Genomic DNA, 22,198 nt, shown 5'->3' on the forward strand with positions numbered 1-22,198 from the left:
AGAGGTGCTGAAGGATAAGCATCTGACCGGCAGGATTTTTACTCAGCGCACAAAATATGAAGAATAGATAATTCCTGTATCTTACTCTTTTCAGACAAATGTTGCCTGAAACTTGGCAGCATGCTTTCTGAATGAACATTAAACTTATCAATGAACAAAAAAACTCGATCTGGATGCCACTGCATAAGCTATATGGCAAGCTTGCAAAGTTTTATTGATTTTATATTTAAAATAATCATATTGATAAAACAGAAGAAAAAAGATCATCTGAAAACATTAAAAGAAATATCAGTCAACCAAATATTACTTAGTGTGAGTTTCCGTTTCACCGGATGTTTGATTTTAATAAACCATCCCATGTGTTTATATGCAAATTATATGTAAATACATAAAAATTAAATCCTAATAATATTTTTCTTTGCATAAAATAAACTTGTTAGAAAGATTTATCAGAGTGCGTAATTTTTCTACAAGTTACAAATACATGCAAAAGACACGTCATTATCGGTTAATAAATTATAAAATTTGAGGTGTGTGATGAACGTTCTTGTTGGTGCTATTTCACTTGGCCTTTGTATCTATTTATTTTACGCCTTGATAAGGCCGGAAAAATTCTGAAAGCTGGAAAATTACTCACTTAATTACATTGGAGCAGCATCCATGGCTGATATTATTTTTGTAACTTTAACGCTCATTTTCTTTGGGCTAACTGCCGCTTTTCTTATTGGCTTGGATAAGATCTGAAAGGTGCAAAAATGACTGAAGACATAACACAATTTGTCATAATTCTTACCATCATGACCGCCCTGGCCGTGATGACTGGGAAATGGATGGCGCATCTGTTTACCAGCGAACGCCACAACATTGTTGAGCGAGGAACATACCGCGTTCTCGGGATCAATCCTGCCGAAAGAATGTCATGGAAACGATATTGTATGGTTCTTCTGCTCAGCAATGCCGCCATGATGTCATTGGGTTATCTGATTTTACGTATTCAGAGTTTCCTTCCCGGAGACCCACTCGCACGAGTAGCCCAAACACCGGATCTGGCCTTCAATACAGCGGCATCCTTTATTACTAACACCAACTGGCAATCTTACTCGGGCGAGTCCAGTCTTTCCAATTTCTCCCAGATGGCTGTCATTACTTTCCTGATGACCGTCAGTGCGGCAACAGGGGTTGCCGCTTCGGCTGGTTTCATCCGGGGCCTTAGCCGAAAGAGTACGGCTGACATCGGTAACTATTGGGTGGATTTTACGCGCGTAACGTACCGGCTTCTTTTGCCAATCTGCTTCTTTCTCGCTCTGATCTATGTCTGGCAGGGGATACCGCAGACGCTTAGAGCCGACGCAGTCGTGACAACCCTGGAGGGAACAAAGCAGCAGATCATCATGGGACCGGTTGCAAGCCTCGAAACCATCAAGCACATCGGCACTAATGGCGGTGGCTTCTTCGCAATGAATGCCGCTCACCCATTCGAGAATCCGACTCCTCTGACGAACACGCTGCACATGCTTAGCATGCTGCTGATACCCTCGGCGCTCACCTATACTTTTGGTGCAATGATTTTGCGCCACCGCCAAGGGTGGTCATTCTTTGGCACCTTCCTGGTTATGTTCATTGGTTTTCTCGCACTCGTTTACACCTCCGAACATGGCGGCAATCCGCTGCTGGGCCCAATGGGTGTTGATCAAAGCCAGAACTTGTTACAGGCTGGTGGTAACATGGAAGGTAAAGAATTGCGTTTCGGTATCGCTCAGACCACCATGTTTGTAACAGTCACGACAGCGGCAACCACTGGCTCCGTGGATTCGATGCACTCATCCCTTACGCCGCTTGGCGGTCTCGTGCCAATAGTACAGATGATGTTGAACAACGTCTTCGGTGGTGACGGAGTTGGTCTGATTAACCTGGTTACATTTGCGATCCTCACAGTATTCCTTGTCGGCATGATGATTGGTCGTACGCCCGAATTTCTTGGCAAAAAGGTAGGGACACGCGAGATGAAGTACGTCATGCTCGCCGTTCTGGCGCATCCGTTTAGTATCCTTGGCTTTACGGCTCTCGCTTGCCTTATGCCTTCAACCCTCGAAAGTCTTTCTAATAGCGGACCACATGGCTTCAGCGAGGTGCTCTACGCCTATACCTCCGGCACGGCAAACAACGGCTCGGCTTTTGCTGGTCTGAACGCTAACACACCGTTTTTTAATACAACAATCGGTTTAGCAATGTTAGTCGGCCGCTATCTGACCCTGCTGCCAATGATGGCTCTAGCAGGCGTGATGGCCGCGAAGAATAACATCCCTGAGGGACCGGGGACGCTTTCAACTTCCACTCCTCTATTCACTGGACTACTGGTTTTCACGATATTGATCGTCGGCGGGCTTACCTTCCTGCCAGCGCTGGCGCTGGGTCCGATCGTTGAACATTTATTGTTGCTCGCTGGCAAGACTTTCTGAGGAACCTACTTATGACAATCCCGCACAGCTCTGCAAACGACAGCGAATCGATGGCGACTTCTGCTCTTAGTGGAATTGCCCGCCCGGTCGTCGTATCCGCCATTCTCTTCATGATCGCGACCGGGATTCTGTATCCCCTGGCGACAACTGGCGTAGCCCGAATACTTTTTCCAAATCAGTCACAGGGCAGCTTGATTAAGCAGAATGGTAAACCCATTGGTTCACGCGTCATCGGGCAGTACTTTACCGAGCCGCAATACTTCCATGGGCGGCCAAGCGTCACGTCTGGGACCGACCCCAATGATACCTCCAGGACGATGGATGATCCGTACAACGCTTCGGCCAGCGCGGCAAGTAATCAGGGTGCCATCAGCAAGAAACTGCTTGAGGCGGTGGCTGAACGCGCGGCTGCCTATCGCAAAGATAACGGTCTTGCTCCCGACGCAAAAGTTCCGGTCGATGCGGTCACCGCATCGGCATCTGGTTTGGATCCCGACATTTCCATTTTGAATGCACAATTGCAAGCACCGCGTGTCGCAAAGGCACGCGGGATAGCTGAGTCATCGGTTCTTGCGATGGTAGAGCGAAGCACGAAGGGGCGACAATTGGGTGTGCTTGGAGAATCTCGCGTAAACGTACTTGAACTTAATCTGGCGCTGGACAAAGCTGCTCCAGCCCGGCAGGCAATGAAATAAGAACGGGTGCAACCATGTCACAAAAAAAAATAATCGCACCGCAGGGTGCAAATCCGGCTACCGGTTCCCGGTCGATTTCGTGGATTTCGGTCATCAGCGAATCCTTCCGGAAACTTTCGCCTTCGATTCAGATACGTAATCCGGTGATGTTCGTCGTGTACCTCGGCAGCATTGTCGCAACAATATTGGGCGTTCAGGCACTTCGCGGAAGCGGTGATGCTCCTGCAGGGTTCATTTTCGCCACTGCAGCTTGGCTCTGGTTCACCGTACTTTTTGCCAATGGGGCCGAGGCATTGGCGGAGGGACGCGGCAAAGCGCACGCTGAAGCCCTGCGCGCGACACGACGCAAAGTCGTTGCACGAGTACTAAAAGAGCCGAAAATTGACAGTGTCTCATGGATTGCGCCAAGCGATGAATTGCCTGTCGGTGCGTATGTGTTGGTCAACGCCGGTGAGATCATTCCCTCGGATGGTGAAGTTATGGTCGGGACGGCTTCGGTTGATGAGTCTGCGATTACAGGTGAGTCTGCGCCTGTCATCCGTGAGGCAGGTGGTGATTTTTGCTCTGTCACTGGTGGCACGCGCGTCCTGTCCGACTGGATTATCGCTCGTGTGACAGCTAAGCCAGGTGAAGCCTTTCTCGACCGCATGATTGCTATGGTGGAAAGTGCGAAACGTGGAAAGACGCCAAATGAAATCGCTTTGACGATCCTGCTTGTCGCGTTAACTTTGATCTTCCTGGTGGTTTGCGCAACGCTTTTACCGTTTTCAAGCTTCGGCGTACTCATTAATGGTGCCGGAATAAGCGTTAGCCTCACGGTACTCATCGCTTTACTTGTTTGTCTTATTCCTACCACCATTGGTGCATTGCTGTCGGCCGTCGGGATCGCCGGTATGAGCAGAATGATGCATGCCAATGTACTCGCTACCTCTGGGCGCGCGATTGAGGCGGCTGGGGATGTGGATGTACTGCTTCTTGACAAGACAGGTACGATCACACTGGGTAATCGTGAAGCCACTGGATTCCATCCCGTTCCGGGCGTTGAAGTAAGTGTGCTCGCCGAGGCGGCTCAGTTAGCGTCGCTTGCGGATGAAACTCCGGAAGGCCGATCTATTGTTGTACTGGCTAAGGAGCAATTCAACATTCGCGGTCGTGAGCTGTATGATGCCAGATCCATTGCGTTCAGTGCCCATACTCGCATGAGCGGCATCGACATTGGTCAGCGCCAGATTCGTAAGGGTGCTTCCTCCGCAATTGACGAGCATATCGAGCAACTTGGCGGAATATTTCCCAACGCAGTAACCGAAATTGTTAACGAGGTTTCAAGGCGTGGCGGCACACCTCTTGTGGTTTCAGATGGCTCCCGGGTGCTGGGTGTTATCGAACTCAAGGATATTGTCAAAGGCAATATCAAAGAGCGTTTTGCAGAATTACGGGGCATGGGCATCAGGACTGTGATGATCACCGGTGACAACAAATTGACGGCAGCGGCGATAGCTGCCGAAGCAGGCGTGGACGAATATCTGGCGGAGGCGACGCCCGAGGATAAGTTACGGCTGATTCGGGAGTACCAGGGCAACGGGCATCTTGTTGCAATGACGGGTGACGGCACTAATGATGCACCAGCTCTGGCACAGGCGGATGTAGCGGTCGCAATGAACAGCGGAACCCAGGCAGCCAAGGAAGCTGGCAATATGATCGATCTTGATAGTAATCCGACCAAGCTGTTGCGCGTGGTGGAAGTTGGCAAACAGATGATCATGACACGTGGTGCGTTAACGACCTTTAGCGTTGCAAACGACCTTGCGAAATATTTTGCCATCATTCCCGCCGCGTTCGTGGCTACCTATCCGGCATTGAGTGCTTTGAACATTATGCATTTGCATAGTCCAGGCTCAGCTATCCTGTCGGCCGTGATCTTCAATGCGCTGATTATCGTAGCGCTAGTTCCGCTGGCATTGCGCGGAGTAAAATATCGCGCGGAGCCGGCCAATCGACTCCTCAAGCGAAATCTCTTGATTTATGGCCTTGGTGGCATTATCGCACCATTCATCGGGATAAAACTGATCGACCTTGTGTTGACTCCGTTTCTCTGATTCTGGCGTATTATTGTTTACAACGCTTCGTATAAAGAGAGAATTATCAAAATGAAAGTGGATCGTCCGGATCCCGACGAACTTTTGCGGGTGGTCAATAATGACGGGAACCCGCTCCATCGCGGGCGACTAAAAGTCTTCTTCGGCATGTGTGCTGGTGTGGGTAAAACCTACGCCATGCTCCAGGCAGCGCGCCAGCGCCAGGCCGAAGGAGTGGCGGTCGGAATCGGAGTTGTGGAGACGCACGGGCGAGTGGATACCCTGGCACTTATTCAGGGCATCCCTCAGTTGCCTCTCAGAAGAACAAAGCTGAGCGGGCGGGAGGAGGAAGAATTTGATTTGGACGGGGCGCTGACGTCTGGTTTGCAATTGATAGTCGTTGATGAACTGGCACACTCAAACATTGCCGACAGCAGACATACAAAGCGGTGGCAGGATGTCGAGGAATTGCTTGACGCAGGCTTAGACGTTTACACAGCTTTGAACGTGCAGCATCTCGAAAGCCTCAATGATATTGTCAGCGGAATAATCGGAGTTCGCGTTCGTGAAACAGTGCCGGATCGGGTTTTTGATAGCGCGTCCGATGTCGTGTTAGTCGATCTTCCAGTGGATGATCTCCTCGCGCGGTTGAACTCAGGTAAGGTTTACCTACCTATCTCAATCGAACAAGCGCAGCGTAATTTTTTTCGTCGTGGTAATTTGATTGCATTACGCGAAATTGCGTTGCGCCGTGTGGCGGACAGAATCAATGCTGATGTTCACGTGTACCGGGTTTCGAACGCGATCCGGAACATATGGGCTACACGCGAGTTGCTGATGATATGCGTCAGTGCTGACTGTTCTCAGGAAGTGCTGATCAGAGAAGGGGCAAGGCTTGCGCAATACCTTCAAGCGAAATGCGTTGTGGTTCATGTAGATCAGCCGCTAGCAACCACTGAATTCGGTTCAAAAGATGCGTTGTCATATCTCGCACGTTGTACTCAGTATGCTGGTGGCGAGTTTGCCAGCATTTCTGGCCAGGACATTGCACAAACTATTCTGAATTATGCCAAACAACGCAACGTCACCAAGCTCATTATGGGTAACGCTGCCGCGCGTGTATTTATTCCGTTCAAAACACAACTTGTGGATCGAATTGCCCGGCAAAACCCCGAGATGGGGCTAATATTGCTGCGCCTAGGCGACACACCGAGACGGGTTAAACGCCGGAGAATTGAAATTTCCAGGGGATGCGTGGCGTCGCTATTGATTGCCGTGATTGCATGCCTTGTGACGACGGCCGTCGCTGGCTGGCTGCTGCGCTTTTTTGATCTTTCCAACGTAATTATGCTTTTCCTGATCACTGTGGTATTCATCGCATTGCGCTTGGGACGTGTCGCGGGTGCATGGGCGTCTATAGTTTCCGTGGCCTCATTCGACTATTTCTTCGTTGAGCCGCGCTTCTCCTTCAGTGTTACCGATACACAGTATATATTCACTTTCGGGCTGATGTTAGTCGTCGCAATCATCATTGGTCAGCTTGCTGCAAGACTGAGTGCCGAGGCAAGAGCGGCACGCGACGGAGAGCGACGAGCCTCCGCACTGGCACGTGTGACACGTGATTTGTCGGGGACAATTGTGGTCGAGCAAATAATTGCCGTTTGTCAGGAAACTATTGGTCCGCTAATTGAGACTCAGATAGCGTTAATTCTCCCCAATGATGTGGGACGTCTGGTGGAAGAGCATCAAGCGAACTTCGTCGATCTACCGACTGCACAGTGGACTTTCGATCACATTGAGGAATCAGGGCATGGAACCCAGACGCTGAATGGGGCAAAGGCCTTGTATTTGCCTTTGAAGGCACCTATGGCGATACGTGGCGTGCTTGCTGTACTGCCACCCATGTCCGGGACTGTAGCGGATCGCAGGCTTATTGATGCTATCTGCTCCGCGATAGCGCAGGCGCTGGAGCGTATTTATTTTGTTGACGTTGCCAGGGATACGATCGTACGTATGGAGGGTGAGAGGATGCGTAACACCCTGCTGTCCGCGGTTTCACATGATCTCAAAACTCCCCTCACTGCAATTCGAGGATTGGCCGAGATTCTGGAACATCCTCAGGATATTGCCGAGTCGGAGTGTATAGATATCGCCCGCTCTATCCGCGCCGAATCAGATGAGCTAAGGCGTCTGGTTTCCAATTTGCTTGACCTGGCTCGTATTCAGAGCGAAGGTGTCAAGCTACAGAAGGAATGGCACTCACTGAGTGAGATTGTAGGCATCGCGATTGCAAGGTCAGCCAACATATTGCAGCCGCGAAGAGTGCTGACCGATCTGCCGCCAGAGTTGCCGCTCGTGGAGATAGATGCACTTCTTTTGGAACGTGTCCTGAACAATCTTTTCGACAATGTGGCGAAGTATACGCCATCGACCAGTACGATAACTGTTCGTGGACGTAATGCAGGAGATTCGATGTACCTCTTCGTCGAGGACGATGGACCTGGCTTGCCGACTAATAATACTGATGTCCTGTTTGAACCTTTTGCTCGCGGGCAAAAAGAATCGTCCATTGCAGGAGTGGGTCTTGGTTTGGCACTATGCCGAAAGATCATCACCGCGCATGGTGGAACCCTCAGTGCAAAATCACGTAAACCCCATGGAGCGATTTTTAAAATTTGCCTACCCCTGCGCACATCACCGAGCATAGACTTCGAGGTAAGGGAGAATGAGCAAACAGAAAATCCTGATCGTTGAAGACGAATCGAATATACGGCGTTTTGTTCGAATAGCGCTGGAGAAGGAGGGAATGTCTGTTTTTGAGGCTGACTGCGGCGAAAGAGCACGCCTTGATACTGTAACACGAAGACCAGATTTAATTATCGTGGATCTCGGTCTTCCGGACACCGATGGGAAAGATCTTATACGAGAATTAAGAGGCTGGACCTCTGTGCCTGTACTCGTGCTTTCAGCTCGAGAGCAAGAGGAGGAAAAAGTTAAGGCGCTTAACGTCGGCGCGGATGATTACCTTATCAAGCCATTTGGCATTCCGGAACTGGTGGCACGTATCCATGCGCTCCTGCGACGATCGCAAACGATATCCACTGCTGATGGAGCGCTCTCCTCGCGTGTCAGGTTCGGTAATGTTACAGTTGATCTTGCAACATACGAAGTGATCCGAGATGGCTCTTTGGTCCATTTGACACCCATCCAATTTCGTTTGTTAAGTGCATTGGTTCGAGGGAATGGTAAGGTTCTAACATACCGAACGCTCCTGCTTCAAATATGGGGTACCTCTTACTCTGACAGGGCGCATTATCTACGTGTATACATGATGCAGTTGCGTCAAAAGCTTGAAGAAGATTTTTCGCAACCCAAATACTTGATTACTGAATTGCAGGTTGGATACCGGCTGGCTGGCTTGACGGTCGAAGTTATTACTTAAGCCAGCGTTTCTGCCTGACAAAGAGATCAAAATGGATCTGCTGAGTGATTAGGCCTTGGACAACGCTGTACAGGTTGCTTCATGCAAAGCATCAATATTAATTTACGAGCGGAGTAAACAGTAAACCAAGCGTGGGCAGATTCAACATATTACCATTTTCTCAATTTGGAAAACCACCGTGAGCTGTAATAGTGGTCAGCGAAATGAGTACCACATTAAGATATATCTACACTTTTTTGTGAGGATAGTTAGGATTTTTCATAATGCTTTATTATGCGCAAAGCCGTACAGTAGCGATGAGCATGTTCTTTTATCAGGTGAGAGCGATGAAGAAGCGTTTGGTGGGAAATAATAATGTCAGCGCGTTGTCATTATCGATGTATCACGTCCTGGTTCCAGTATTCCCTATTAACAGAATCACGCGATATAGTCTGGTGACTCTGTTGCTAAGTGTTTGTATGAATGTTTCATCTTTTGCAGGAGTGATTCCTCCACCCGCGCCGACCCACGTTGTAATGATTTCCTGCAACTGTGAAAGTGCACCGATACGCCGGGAAGTTATCAGGGCAGTTGAACGACTGGGCGGAACTCTGCTGTATGAATATACGCAGATGCCCGGTGTTGCGGTAAGTGTACCTGACAGCAAAGCAAAGGTTTTTTTGCAGAAAGTTCTTTTAGTTCCGTCCGTTATCTATGTGTGGCAGAGTGGGACGGTCGATCTGCATTGATCTGGCACAGTTATGAACTGACCCATGACAATATATTCTCCGTATGCTGCCGATGAGCTTGATCATACTATTTTCGCGGAAAAACAGTGATACTGTTTGTTTTTCTTCGTGGATGAACAGGCAGTTCTCGTGTGGTATGTATGAACGGTTATGGTTGACAAACCCGTCTGAAAGAGAACCAAAAGCATTTACATTCAACCTCTTCCCTTTTTATGTTTGATAAAAACTGTATGGTATGAACGCCGTAAATATTGGTCAATGCGGAACTGCATAAAGGTCATTGTTGCTGCTGATTACTCAACCTAGACACTGTTTCCCCTCAATCAATCGGCAGGACTTTTTATTCTGGCTGCGGTGTCTGGTTGGCAAGCACGGTCAGCGGTGCATCAAAAAGTAAATCATAATTGGAGGAAGCCCATCTACTAGAGCCATAACGGATGACAAGGCCCACATCTTCGCTAGCAATGTTATTGTTTGTAATTTAATCGATAGCGGGGTGCGAGTAATAACTCCATTTTATTGATAATGACTTATCGTGAGATAATGCCTAATCACTGGTGCATGAACACCTTGCTGCCAGTCGGGGTAATCTTGCACAGGAAGCCGGGAACCAGTGTATCACGCAGTTCGGCTGGCTGCACTTAGGCTTGTGCCACATCAATTGTAGAATTGGTGAGCTTGATCTTTGACATGATGACTCCTCGGATAAATCCGATTTTCAGAAACCCGATAGAAGCCAGCGAACCAAAGTTGGGTCAAGTTTTGGGAAACACCGACACATGATGGTCGCGACTAAGATTTTGGTAAACATGATGTATATAATCTAGGCGTGTACCAGCGGAATGCGGTACTGGAGTCATAGTGAGATAAAAAACGCCCCGTAATCGGAGCGTTTTTGCCAGGTTGCCACCATACCGTGACGCGGGAAAATCAGCGATTTTCTTTAATAAAGTGTGCCAGATCAGCAGGGGTTTTTAGCACGGTGGCGACTTCAGTCGGCGGGATCATGCAACCGTAAACGTCCTGCACTTCCAGGACCATATCCACGGCGAGAATCGAGTCTAGAATATTCGATTCGATTAACTCATCATTGAACCCCACTTTGCGGGAGAGAATTTTTTCAAACAGCGCAAGAATTTCTTGTTCCATAATATATTCCAGAATGATCAGTTAGTGCGGGCGTGCGTATCCAGCAACTTGCGGTCGATTTTGCCGTTAGGATTCAGCGGTAAGGCGTCTTTGATAATGATTTGCGAAGGCATCATATAAAAGGGGATCACCTTCGACAGGGAATGTTTAATGGCCTCAGGCGCAAGCTTCGTCACACAGAATGCGGTAATACGTAGCACACCGCCGCCGGATTTCATCAGCGGCAAAACCACCGCTTCACTGATGCCGGACATGGCCAGCAGGCGGTTTTCAATCTCATTAATTTCAATACGGTAGCCATTAATTTTGATCTGGCTGTCATTGCGCCCCTGGCAATACAGCACCCCCTCTTCGTAACCGAGATCGCCCGTGCGGTAACCGCTGTAAGCTTCTGTTTCGCGGTGCAACAACTTCTCGGCATTCTCTTTCGCCAGGCCGAGATAACCGCGCATCACGTTTTTGCCCCAAATGATCAGCTCGCCGTCAGCCGTAATCTCCATTCGCGATTCCGGCATCATCACGCCGATCGGTAACAAATCATTGTCGCTATTCAGGATAGCGTCGGTTATCTCGATCACCGTGGTGGCGATGGTTGCTTCAGTCGGACCATAAGAATTGAGGATCTTCGCCTGCGGGAAACAGCGGCGTAACTGCTTCACCAGTACTTTGTTGAGCACTTCACCAATAAAAACAAACACATTCAGCGCAGGCAAATAATCGCTGTTGAACTGTGGCGAGAGCAGCTTCTGGTAGGCAAAAGAGGGGGTGGAAACCCACACCGAAACCTCGTTGTCTTTCAGACGGTCAAGCCAGTTTCCTGTGGCGATATCCTCTTTAGCATTGAGCACGATATGCCCGCCGGTCGCAAGGTTCGCCAGCAGCGGGATAAGCGACAGATCGAAGCTGAACACGGCATGGTTCATCAGCACGGGATTTTCTGGTAGTGCAAAGTCCTGTCTCACCCACTTCATAAAATGCCACACACTTTCACGACCAATTTGTACCCCTTTGGGTTTACCGGTGCTGCCAGAGGTGAACATGATATAGGCAAGATCCCGCTCAACCAGCGGCTGGCCAGTCTCTGCAGTGGTAACAAACTGACGGGTCGCCACATCGTAGTACCACGGGGCACTGGCCAGGTGGCAAATTTCTTTCAGCCGCTCCTGCGGGTAGATGCAATCAACCGGAATATACGGAATATTGTGCAGCAAACAGCTATAAATAGCGACGGCAAACTCTGCCTGCTGATGTCCATATAATACCACTGGCGCACCCGCGACCTGATGGCAGCGCTGGTAACGTTGTACCCAGTCTGTCACGGCGGCGACAAGCTGCGCCCAGGTTAATGACTCGTCGCTGCCACTGATCGCCAGTTGCTGCGGGTTGGCGGGATCGAGTAATACCGTACGCAGGAAATCGTGCAATTTCTGAAGCTCGTTATGAAGGTTCATAGAGGTGACATTCCGCTAAAAATGTAGAGAGAAGCCGCAGCGCTTGCCAGCGTTAACAGACGTCCGCATAAGCTAACAACCGGATACTGGAGCCAGTTGGTGAGCGCCGGACTGCGTTTGGCTGACCACTGAAGCATGTTATGTGCAATGGAAATGGCGCCAAACAGCGCGCCGCTGATAACATAATGTCGTTCAAGTCCGTTCCATGCCCCCATACAAAACAGGGTGCAGAAAATACTGATGTTCTGAGCCAGCGTTTTGTTCTGACGAAAGAAATTGAGTTTCATCAGATTCATATACACTGGCATAAACACCACGTCCCGCAGCCACACCGACAGACTGATATGAAAGCGACGCCAGAAATCCTGCGGGTTTTTCGCCAGGATGGGCATATTAAAATTCGCCGGGATATTGAAGCCAAATAACTGCCCGGCGCCAATCGCCATATTGCTGTAACCGGCAAAATCGAAATAAAGATAGGCGCTGTAAGCCAGCGACATCACTATGCCAACGATGAAGGTAAACTGGCGATGGCTCCACGGCTGAATAACCAGATTATCGATCAACATAGCGAATAAGAATTTCTGAATAATACCGATGAAGATCTGCTCTATTGCTATCAGAAATTGCTCACAATTAAGCGCGAATGCCGGTTTATTTATGTCATTTACCCATGTCCGCCAGCGGTACATCGGGCCAGCCAGGATAATAAACGGCATAAACAGATAGCAAAAATAGTGCAGGATATTGCGGCTATCTTTTTTACTGCGGTACAGCAATACATCGATGGCGCGAAAGGTCATGAACGAAAGGCCAAGCATGCCCCAGTGGTTGTTGAGGTGTAACTTCACCAACAACAACGGCAGTAGTGTCAGGCTGACCGCCTGCCAGGTTTTTAACCAGCCTTTCTCTTTTAAGGCCACCAGTATATAAAAGCTTAGAAACATCACAACGGGAACAACATAATCCCCCTGGAAAATGTATCCCCAGCTGAACGCTGCCAGTACGGAAAACGCCGCTAAATAGGTCAAGCGAAAACGCAATATACGATTCACCAGCGCAAAAACCAAAGCGAATGAAAACAGAAAGAAAAAAAAGGTTCCGGAGCTATACATCATTCATTCCTCAGAACTTTTGATACTCAAAATGCACTTTTATATTCATGCTCCCATCCACCGAGGACCACGCGATGACGGTCACCGCCAGAAATAGATAAAGAAAAAAAAGCTGGATCGCGTATTTCATCATTTAAAACTCTCAACAATAAAGCGGTCCATCGGTATCCATGCCAGATCGGTGGGGTGAAGGCGATCCCAGTTCCAGCCATCCTGATATGGCATGGAATACATATTCAGATAGGGAATATTGTTTTCTTTGAGGATCGCTGTTGTCTGCGTCACCGCAGGCTGCACCAACTCAGGGTTCTGCACCGCGCGGCGGTTAATTGCATCGATGATCACAACAACCTGCACATGACGCTCTTTCAATAATTTAACCATGGCGCGAAAGGCATTCAGTTGTTCTGGTAGTATCGGGGAGTTGTCCCACACTTCTGGTTTTTCACCCAGAATATAGACAGATTTGTCCATCCACAGGGTGGCGGCGCTTTCATGCCGGGTTTCGTTTAGTTCACGGGCATGCGCCAGTTCGCGTTCCCAGTCTGGCGTTATCGCGGCAGCAGGTTGCTGTGGCCACGGCTGCGCAGACTGCGATTTGATGTGCAACATTGCCAGCCAGTCGTTTTTAATCAGCGTACAGAAATTGGCAAACTGGAAACTGATTTCCTGCCAGAGATTGTCCAGACTCCAGCCCGCAACGTTCATTTGTGCAAACGTTAAATGGCTGACCTCTTTCTTGTCCATTTTTTGTAAATAATTAACCAGCAAAGGACGAGTTTGCTCATTTTGCATTAACGGATTAAACATCGGTGCCGGAAAAAGGTTGGCAAAAATAGCCGGCGGAACACCATTAGAATAAAAGCTATCAGGTGCCAGCAGCAAAACGACTTTGCTGTTTGCGTTAAGATCGTTTTTAAAACGCGAAAACAGTAAAAAATGTGTAATACTGTCATAAAAGCTATCGCCAAACGCCACAACCGGACGGTGCAAATCATTATTCAGATAATTATATACAGCGTAATGTTCTTCTTCGGATGTAGCGACTTCAGACGCGCCAATAAAAAAAATCGCATTGCCCTGTAATGCATGAGAAATAGTGGCCATTTTCTCCGCTTGCTCTTTTTGCGTTCCTTCCATTGATGTAATCAACGGTTGAAATTTAAGCGGCGGATCGAAACTTGTCACCAGCGGGTGAACACTAAGAAACAGGGTGGCGAGAACAGCCATCAGGATATGTAGGTAGAAAGCATTCTTAAGTTTCATTATAGTATTAAAAAAATATGATATTCATTTGTTTAAATTTTGTTGGTTTTCTACTTTACAGGTAAACGTTCTCTGTGTTCTCGACACTATATACCAGCCATCGGCTTAATGATGAGCATTGCTGTGTAACAGTATGTACAGATTTGATCTGGCGTAAAAAGGTGTACTCATTCACGAGTGAATTTTAACTTATGCAGATGTTTTAAGTGGCTTTTTTGTCAGGCTATGTAGTGCATTTTTTAAACGTGCTTAAGTAAGAACTCAAGTGTGGGGTATAGTTGTTCTCGTTCTTTCGTCTTATCTTGCACTGTGATTGAGGGCATCATTGGGTGGAGTGCCCCCGTTCCCGTAGATATTCACTGTCCTCACGACAAGGCCCTTCGAAGGCCTCTGGATTGACGCCTCCCAGGTGGCTGTGGCGTCGGGCCCGGTTGTGGAACACTTCGATATAATCAAAGATATCAGCCCGGGCCATGTCCCGGTTTTTATAGACCGCTTTCTGATGCGCTCTTTGATACAGCCAGCCCTGCCAGGTCCGTATGTAGGTAATATCCGTTACCCAGACCTGGTTCGGTTTAACGACTGTGAACTCCCGATGTACCCGGTTAGGAGCAATTACTGACGGACGTCCTCGTGCTCCTCGCGGGATTTTATAGCCATGTACGGCCTTGATTCTGTTCTGCCGCATAATTTTCGCTACCCTGTTTTTACTGCATACCTCTCCGGTTTCTCGCAGGCCACTGTGGACCCGCCGGTATCCATAAACGCCGCCACTCAGGGTATAAGAGTCGCGGATAAGCGTCAGCAGCCACTGATTATCCTGCTCTCCAGCTGATACCGGGCAGTGGAGCCAGACGTAAAAACCGGAACGGGCAATCTTCAGAACCCGACACATCAGTGTGATCGACCAAACCTGACGGTGATCGTTAATGAAGCGGTACTTTAGTCGGGCTCCCTTGCAAAGTACCGAGCCGCCTTTTTCAGGATATCCCGCTCCTCCTCAGTTCGCTTGAGCTGCGCTTTCAACCGGAGGATCTCCGTCCGGGCACCCAGCAGATCCTGCGCCTGGTGCCCGCTGGCATCAAGTTTTATAGAACGGATCCATTTATAAAGGCTGTGTTGCGAGACGCCCAGACGTTCAGAAACGTCGGCGACGGAATAGCCCCGCCCGGTGATCTGGCGGACAGCTTCGTCTTTAAACTTAGGGGTAAATCGTGGTGTGCCCATAGACTCCTCCTGTGCTCAAAATATAGGGCAGATTTGTCTACAGGCACGGGGCACTCCATAAAGCAGCATTCGTTGTCCGGCAAATACCGGTCATCAGGAAGAAAATAGCCGATTGGGCGTGCAGGTGGGAGCAAACCGGTGTCTGAAATATTGACTCAGTCGCTTCCGGTGCTATAGTGAATATATATGGTGGATCCCCATGAGCGGCGGAGTGCAAAAGCTGTACTTTCGTAAACATATTGCCACAATCAAGCGCGGGTCAGGATTTCAGCTTACATCTGGCCCACCGGGAGGCACCCGGCACCATACACAATAACAAAAAAAGTGTTTTACTTCAAGCTAACGCCTCTGCCCGCCCACTGGACGGGCTTTTTTTAACAAACGTTATTTTTGCAATGTAATCGCACAGTTTGGGACGTAGAGTAAGGTTTAGTTTAAAGGGAGACTGATGTTCCAAGAGCAACTTATAGATTTTGTTCACCGGCCACTCCTTGTATAACCGATGGCATAGCGTAGCAAGTTTTCTGGCCCGACTCTGTTCAGTTTGCAGCTTCCGATACGCTCAGCAGGGAACTCATTGCCCAGTGTTATAAAACAATGAATAACGGGATCTGACGCAGACTTTTGGCGGTGCGCTGATTAAAATTGCTAAAGTTTCCTGCTATCAGACCGATAAGCTTTTTACACATATAACATCTTCATCTGCCAGTATTCTACTGTCCATATCACTACGGACTGATAACCACGCAGCTGCCGGGGCCCGCACTGTTGAGGGAATGACCGTAAGGAAGGATCAGAATTAACAGGCTGTGTATGCCCTTTCCCGGCGAGCTGTTTGGCCTGGGAGGGATCCACCGGTGAAGAATATTCTATTTTTTTGAAAAAGCCTGACTGGCGTGGGCTGAGCCCTGCGACATTATATTTGATGTCGTGGAGATGAAACAGGTCAACCGGGTTTTTGCCGGTGGTGGTGACCCGCTCATTTCTCAGGCTATCATGTGGATAGTTTCGGCAACCCACAGGATTCGCCGCCGGTTGCCTCAGACAGGGAACCTGAACCGTCCCTTTCTGTTGTATTCCGGGATCCGGAAAAGTTTGCCTCGGTATTTCTCGCCATATGCCGGGCACCCACCGTTTAAGGAGGGTGACAATGTCCTTATCGATGCGCTAGAGGTCTTGGTTTTCCTGGAAGATAGGTATTGCCATTTCTGGGGGGCTGCGTGCGACCTGCCATGAACCGTCATCTGCCCGTGAGCGATGCGCGATTGGCTGCTGACCAATCCGGCCAGCTTTCCGCCACAGATTATTCGCTTGCAGTTTCTTTAATCTGGAAACCGGTCCCCGGACTTTTCAGCGAACGAATGGCTGGGTGCAGGCAGAATTGCGCGAGTATCTATACTGACAGACCGGCATTTGCCAGCCGGTGAATATGCTGTCGCGTGGCCGTTACAGTCGACCTGGCTGACAGAATGAAATTATTTTTTCAGGGAGTCAGATTATGCTGGTCCTTCTGGGAGGAATTGTTGTTCTCCTGACCGTATGGGGTGGGTACGTGCTGTCAGGTGGCGACAGCGGTGCACTGGTACAGCCTTATGAACTGCTGATTATCGCTGGTGCCGCAGTCGGGGCTTTTTTCGCGGCCAACAGCGGGCAGGCCATTCTTGCCACGGGCCGTTATTGCCCGCTGCTTTTTCGTGGACCTCGCTATACGCGGGAGCTGGGTATTGATGTTATGTCTCTCCTTTTCCGTCTACTGAGACGGGCGCGGCAGCAGGGGATTTTCTTCCTCGAGACGGACATCGATTCCCCGTATACCAGTCCGGATTTCCTGCGCTACCCCCTTATTCTGGCTGACAGTCGCCTAACAGAGTTCATTACCGATTATCTGCGCCTGATGCTGTCCGGGAACATGAATGCGTGGCAGTTGGATGCGCTGATGGAGCAGGAGCTGGAGACACTGGAAGAGGAAGGGGAGGTCCCGGCACAGGCACTGGGCAGGCTGGGGGATTCCCTGCCTGCGTTTGGTATTGTGGCCGCCGTGCTGGGCGTCATCCACACCCTGTCGGCCGCAGACCGTCCGGCGGCGGAAATGGGGGCGCTTATCGCCCAGGCGATGGTGGGCACATTTCTGGGCATTCTGCTGTCCTACGGATTTATTACGCCCCTTGCAGAGCGACTGCGGCTGCGCCACGCCGAAAGCCTGCGGATGCTGCAGTGCGTCAGGATGATCCTCATTGCGGACCTAAACGGCTGTCCACCCCAGACGTCGGTTGAGTTCGGGCGTAAAGCGCTGTACAGCGATATCCGACCGTCTTTCACTGAGATCGAGGCCTGCATTGTGGACATCCGGAAAAGTATTAATACAGAGGCGTAGCCAGTGAACTTCTCCTGCAGATATGGTGACAGTGATAAGCAGCCTTCTGTGTAATGAGAGAGCTTTGTATTTCAAAGACCCTGCTTACCAGACGCATCTCGTCCCGGGGGATAAATGAAATAAAATCATTCGGCCTGGCCTCTTACAGGGCCCGCATCATTTCAATCTCTTTTATCGTGGCGTATCTCTTTTCATCGACTTAAACCCCAGATTTGCGCTAATTGTTCTTTTCAACTCGCTGTGATTGTATTCTAATAATTTTATTCCAGTATTTGATCCGCCAATGCTCCCCGTTCGGTGGATGTTGGCCTTTTCGTTTCAGCCTCGTCAGTTCCCTCCCATGAACCATCCCGGTATCTGAAATTATCCAGTACTTTATTCCGCGTGCCGGGAATTCTGTCTTTAAATATTATATAGAGACGGTCAAATGGCGGCTTCCAAATTCACCGGAAACCCTGTCCAGGACACTCGGTGTCAATATATATACTCCACATCCATGCCGGGCAAGTTCAGCAGGCCTGCCACCATGTCATCAAGCCCCTGTGCATGTTCCGGATTCAGTATTCCTCAGGAACCAGACATCAAAATAAATGACTACTCTATGAGTATCGAGTATAACGCAGGTTAATTGTAATTTTCACATTCAGGTCGTTTTTATTTTTCTCCGCTTTTCCTGCCATGGACACTCTCGCAAACATATATACTACTGTGGAAAGAAATACGCCTTATACCAGAAGAACCTGGATCACTACCGCACTAGCCTGCGGTTTAACGGCGCCCTGGCTTACGGTGAAATCGCAAAGCGGCTAAACATCAACACCTCCGTTACGCGTAAAATATTCAAACGTTTTCGTCGCACAGCTATTAACTGGCCATTGCAGGAGGAATACACGCCTGAGCGCCCCGAGTAAGAGCTTAATGAACGCGACCTAGGTTTGTGTGATAGAACTGACACGGAAATACGATGTTAACGATAACCTGAATTTAACTGGTATAATCTACATCTCTAGGGCTGCTGGAACCTGTCAGCAGAGCCACCCTCATTCCTGTCACCGTAGAACCTCTTCTGCCGCCATCCAGGCACAACGAGGCCGTATCAGCAGACCTGAACCGGTCATCTGTTGCAGGCTGACGCTACTGGGTGGAGATCCGAGTCTGATCGGGCCACTTACGCCGGAGCTGCGTGCTTTCGTCAGCGAATTTGGGAAGGATGATGCATGATAAACTTCCCCGTCGGCGCACGCATCTGACTGATCGCCGGCGTGGCTGACATGCGTAACAATTTAACGGCCTTGCTGCAAAGGCGCAGTACGTTGTGGGACGATCCTTTCAGCGGGCACTTGTTTGGCAGGTAACCCGTAACGGTAAAGTCCACCTGACGCCGACACAGTTGCTCATGCTGCTGGAAGGAATTTTAATACATCCTCAGCGAATGAAACTCTTGGCCTGCGCACGTCAGTTACGCTAAAGCAGCGCATGGTGCTCGCGCACTCTCTGACGAAAATATTCGTCTCCGGGCCTTGCTGGACACGTAGTAGCACGCAATCCGGAAGATGGTGAAGTATAACCACCTTCTGTAGCAGCGGATGGCGCGCTGGTTGCTGAATTGCAGTGCATGCAGTGCATGCAGTTCTGCAAAAGCCCCGAAAATCTACCGCCTCTTCCCTGCGAAACCTGAATGCTGTCGCTGGCGAAACAACCTGCCCGTCGTGCGATAGAGTTGGCCTGCTGTCGCGCATTGTTACAGCAAAATCCGCGGAGTATACCTCTAACTATCGTCAGTCGTAAATAAACCGCCGTCAGGGCGCGGAGCTGAACCGTGTCACGCTGGTCCTGTGCGATCGTCGAGCTGCTGGAGCAGTTGTATGACCTACTGCGTCAGTATGTGTTGTGCCGGGCAAGATCCATTCAATACGATATCCCTGTGCCGGTGCGGGAGCCGGGCAGCGGCAAACCCGGAGATTGGCTATGGGTCACGTGTGGGAACGATTGTAGTGCGGGTTCACAACTTCCCACGGCGATGTTGTTAGCGTACTAACCGGATCGTAGGGTGTTCATCCGCAGTAACATTTTGTCGGGTACAACGGCAGATGCGTAGTCCTGTACTAAAACGGATGAATTACCGAGGCGGCCTGTATGGCGCACGTCCGGCGAAAAATCTACGGCGTTCATGCCCGTCCCCGATCGACAGCTCACCAAAGCACTGAAGCGCACCGGTGAGCTGTACGCCATTGAGGAGGAGATATCCGGCAGCCCGGCAGATGAAAGGCTGGCTATCCGGAAAGAGAAAACCATCTCACTGCTGCAGTCGTTGTACAACTGGATACAGGTGCAGATGACGGTGCTGTTGCGGCACCCGGATACGGCAAAGGCGTTTGAGTACCTGTTGAAGCAGTGGGGCATGAATTCAGGCATTCGTCGCGAAAGAGACCGTTAAAACTTTTAATAAATTCGTTCTGCGTTGGCTCGCCAGGTTGGATTGTGCGCACTATTCCATGCCCCAAAGGCTCATTGATCAAGCACGCGACAGGTTAACCTCGGGCCATGATCGGTTCTTATTGTCACCGGATAGCCACGAAATAGCGCAATGCTGTCCAGAATATGCGTGATCTGAGCACCCGGAATCCCGGAAGTGGCGGTGATCGTCAGACACTTTCTCGTGAAGTTATCCACACAGATCTGGCACTTAATCCGTCGGCCGCTGGCGAGTGCGTCCATGAAGAAATCCATTGGACAGGTCAGGTTTGGTGTATCCGGGCGCGGCAACTTTCAAGGTAGCTGTCATGTTTTCATGCCGTACGCTGCGTTTTCTCAGGGTTAAGTGAGACCGGCATGACCGGGGCCCGGTTTCGGATTTTCCCGGACCGCCGCTCCGGGTGATATCGCCGGGCTTCCTCATACAGCCCATGACACTTTGCAGGACTTCCACATTCAGTCCGTGATGCTTCTCATCCGGCGTCACCCAGCACAGGCCACTTCGTGTTGTACCACTGAACGAAGCGGTATACTCATCTCCGGGCACCCTCAGGGTCGCTGAACCCTTCCCGGGGCCACTGCGGGCAGTATTCAGCGTCCTGAACAGCGATTCGGAGTAAGGGGTATCGTTACTGACCCGGGGTCTGCTGTGAGAAGGCGCTATACCCAGCTCGTACAGCTTCGCCTGCACCGTGAAGCTCTTCATCGGCGCACCGTTGTCAGCATGCAGCACCAGGCCGCTGTGGCGGCATTTTTCCGACCACACGGCACGCTGCAGCAGTGCGGAGGCATACTGCCCGGACTCCTTCTCATGGACCTCCGCACCGGTTATCCTCCGGCTGAAGACATCCGTAATCATATACAGGTAAAACCGCCGTCCCGTTACCGAAGCCGGAAGATGCGTGATGTCCCGGGACCACAGCCTGTTCGGTGCCGTTGCCGTATAACTCTGCGGCCTGCTGTAGTCCCGTGTGGCCGGGCCCGCCCACGGTACCGGTCCATGCCCTGTGCCTTCATCACGCGACGGAAGCTGGACTCAGAGGCGATGTATATGCCCCGGTCTGCAAGCGCCGGGTATAGCAGGGTGGCCTGTCGGCATATTCCGGTCCGGCACAGACCTGCAGGATACGGGCGCGCTCCGCTTCAGTGAGACGGTTTGCAGGCGCGGGCCGCCGGGCAGAGAGCCGGCGGTCTTCACCACAGGTGCCACACTGACGCCAGCGCTGAAGCGTACGTAACGAGATACCCGCCAGCCTGCAGGCTCGTTGCCGGCCTGCCCCACAGCGAACCGCCTCACCATGAGCCTGGTGAGGCGCTGCCTCTCCGGAAGGGACGTCAGTCGTCCCCTTCGCTGCTCCGGAGGTCACCCGGCTTCTCCTGCAGCACCAGCAGCTCTGCTTCCAGTGCCGGACTTGCTCAGTGTACAGGCCGTTTTTTTCGGCAGTATTCGGCCAGCCCGTGCTCTGACAACGCTGACGTTTCCAGCAGCTGCTCCGGAGGGCAGACCTCGGTCAGATCATGTTTGTTTTTGATAAGCCCCTCCATTTCCAGTCGTTTACGCCAGTCATGAACAGTAGACCCCCTGACGCCGGTGTCTTCAGCAACCTGCCTCATCGTCCAGTTATAGGGCAGGAGCAGGTGCCTGATTGCTCTTTCTTTGAGTTCAGGGTCAACAGGTCTTCTTCCCATAGTAGATCCTCACGCCCCTGCTGAATAATCAGAAGCGGCAACTGCCCTGACAC

General features: G+C 50.4%; 12 protein-coding genes and 6 pseudogenes. 10 read left to right on the plus strand and 8 right to left on the minus strand.

Annotated features, from left to right (window positions below; all coding sequences use genetic code 11):
* The first annotated feature begins 537 nt into the window (after positions 1-537).
* The 7 genes from kdpF (at position 538) to IAE50_RS23340 (ending at position 9,399) form a co-directional block, all read left to right on the plus strand.
* Positions 538-618 (plus strand): K(+)-transporting ATPase subunit F, encoded by an 81-nt coding sequence (gene kdpF, locus IAE50_RS26825; protein WP_375287993.1) that lies wholly within the window; start codon positions 538-540, stop codon positions 616-618.
* Positions 619-755: 137 nt separating this feature from the next.
* The gene (gene kdpA, locus IAE50_RS23315; RefSeq protein WP_200581455.1) at positions 756-2,459 is read left to right on the plus strand and encodes a potassium-transporting ATPase subunit KdpA; all 1,704 of its coding nucleotides are present in this window, start codon (positions 756-758) and stop codon (positions 2,457-2,459) included.
* A gap of 50 nt (positions 2,460-2,509) precedes the next feature.
* Positions 2,510-3,154 (plus strand): potassium-transporting ATPase subunit KdpC, encoded by a 645-nt coding sequence (gene kdpC, locus IAE50_RS23320; protein WP_200581468.1) that lies wholly within the window; start codon positions 2,510-2,512, stop codon positions 3,152-3,154.
* A 14-nt stretch (positions 3,155-3,168) separates the two neighbouring features.
* On the plus strand, positions 3,169-5,250 hold the full coding sequence (gene kdpB / locus IAE50_RS23325; protein ID WP_200581456.1) for a potassium-transporting ATPase subunit KdpB: 2,082 nt from the start codon (positions 3,169-3,171) through the stop codon (positions 5,248-5,250).
* Positions 5,251-5,301: 51 nt separating this feature from the next.
* Positions 5,302-7,983: a sensor histidine kinase KdpD gene (locus tag IAE50_RS23330; protein ID WP_200581457.1), complete on the plus strand. Its 2,682-nt coding sequence runs from the start codon at positions 5,302-5,304 to the stop codon at positions 7,981-7,983.
* Positions 7,955-8,671, plus strand: a complete 717-nt coding sequence (locus tag IAE50_RS23335; protein WP_200581458.1) for a response regulator — start codon at positions 7,955-7,957, stop codon at positions 8,669-8,671. The genes IAE50_RS23330 and IAE50_RS23335 overlap by 29 nt, the downstream gene beginning before the upstream one ends.
* A 263-nt stretch (positions 8,672-8,934) precedes the next feature.
* Complete coding sequence (locus IAE50_RS23340) at positions 8,935-9,399, plus strand: hypothetical protein (protein WP_200581459.1); 465 nt, start codon at positions 8,935-8,937, stop codon at positions 9,397-9,399.
* Between the two features lie 554 nt (positions 9,400-9,953).
* On the opposite strand, the pseudogene IAE50_RS26215 reads toward IAE50_RS23340, so the two are convergent.
* The 6 genes and pseudogenes from IAE50_RS26215 to IAE50_RS23365 all read right to left on the minus strand — a co-directional run.
* A pseudogene (locus IAE50_RS26215) lies at positions 9,954-10,091 on the minus strand (integrase); the annotation flags it as partial.
* A 238-nt stretch (positions 10,092-10,329) separates the two neighbouring features.
* On the minus strand, positions 10,330-10,548 hold the full coding sequence (locus IAE50_RS23345) for an acyl carrier protein (protein WP_200581460.1): 219 nt from the start codon (positions 10,546-10,548) through the stop codon (positions 10,330-10,332).
* A 17-nt stretch (positions 10,549-10,565) separates the two neighbouring features.
* The gene (locus IAE50_RS23350) at positions 10,566-11,999 is read right to left on the minus strand and encodes an AMP-binding protein (protein WP_200581461.1); all 1,434 of its coding nucleotides are present in this window, start codon (positions 11,997-11,999) and stop codon (positions 10,566-10,568) included.
* On the minus strand, positions 11,996-13,114 hold the full coding sequence (locus IAE50_RS23355; protein ID WP_200581469.1) for an MBOAT family O-acyltransferase: 1,119 nt from the start codon (positions 13,112-13,114) through the stop codon (positions 11,996-11,998). Before IAE50_RS23355 ends, IAE50_RS23350 begins: the two co-directional genes overlap by 4 nt.
* A gap of 129 nt (positions 13,115-13,243) precedes the next feature.
* Positions 13,244-14,380: a D-alanyl-lipoteichoic acid biosynthesis protein DltD gene (locus IAE50_RS23360; RefSeq protein WP_200581462.1), complete on the minus strand. Its 1,137-nt coding sequence runs from the start codon at positions 14,378-14,380 to the stop codon at positions 13,244-13,246.
* Positions 14,381-14,702: 322 nt separating this feature from the next.
* Positions 14,703-15,607 (minus strand): annotated as a pseudogene (locus IAE50_RS23365) (IS3 family transposase).
* 1,498 nt (positions 15,608-17,105) lie between these two features.
* On the opposite strand from IAE50_RS23365, the gene motA reads away from it, so the two are divergent.
* From motA to IAE50_RS26225, 3 genes and pseudogenes are all read left to right on the plus strand, one after another.
* Complete coding sequence (gene motA / locus IAE50_RS23375) at positions 17,106-17,981, plus strand: flagellar motor stator protein MotA (RefSeq protein WP_200581464.1); 876 nt, start codon at positions 17,106-17,108, stop codon at positions 17,979-17,981.
* A 1,342-nt stretch (positions 17,982-19,323) separates the two neighbouring features.
* Positions 19,324-19,449 (plus strand): annotated as a pseudogene (locus IAE50_RS26830) (hypothetical protein); the annotation flags it as partial.
* A 188-nt stretch (positions 19,450-19,637) separates the two neighbouring features.
* Positions 19,638-20,379 (plus strand): annotated as a pseudogene (locus IAE50_RS26225) (transposase); the annotation flags it as partial.
* A 7-nt stretch (positions 20,380-20,386) separates the two neighbouring features.
* Here the strand turns inward: IAE50_RS26225 and IAE50_RS26230 are convergent.
* Positions 20,387-20,747: pseudogene (locus tag IAE50_RS26230) on the minus strand (DDE-type integrase/transposase/recombinase); the annotation flags it as partial.
* 23 nt (positions 20,748-20,770) lie between these two features.
* Positions 20,771-22,094: pseudogene (locus tag IAE50_RS23385) on the minus strand (IS3 family transposase).
* Between the last annotated feature and the right edge of the window lie 104 nt (positions 22,095-22,198).

It is taken from the genome of Kosakonia sp. S42 (assembly GCF_016624785.1).
Taxonomy (GTDB): Bacteria; Pseudomonadota; Gammaproteobacteria; order Enterobacterales; family Enterobacteriaceae; genus Kosakonia; species Kosakonia cowanii.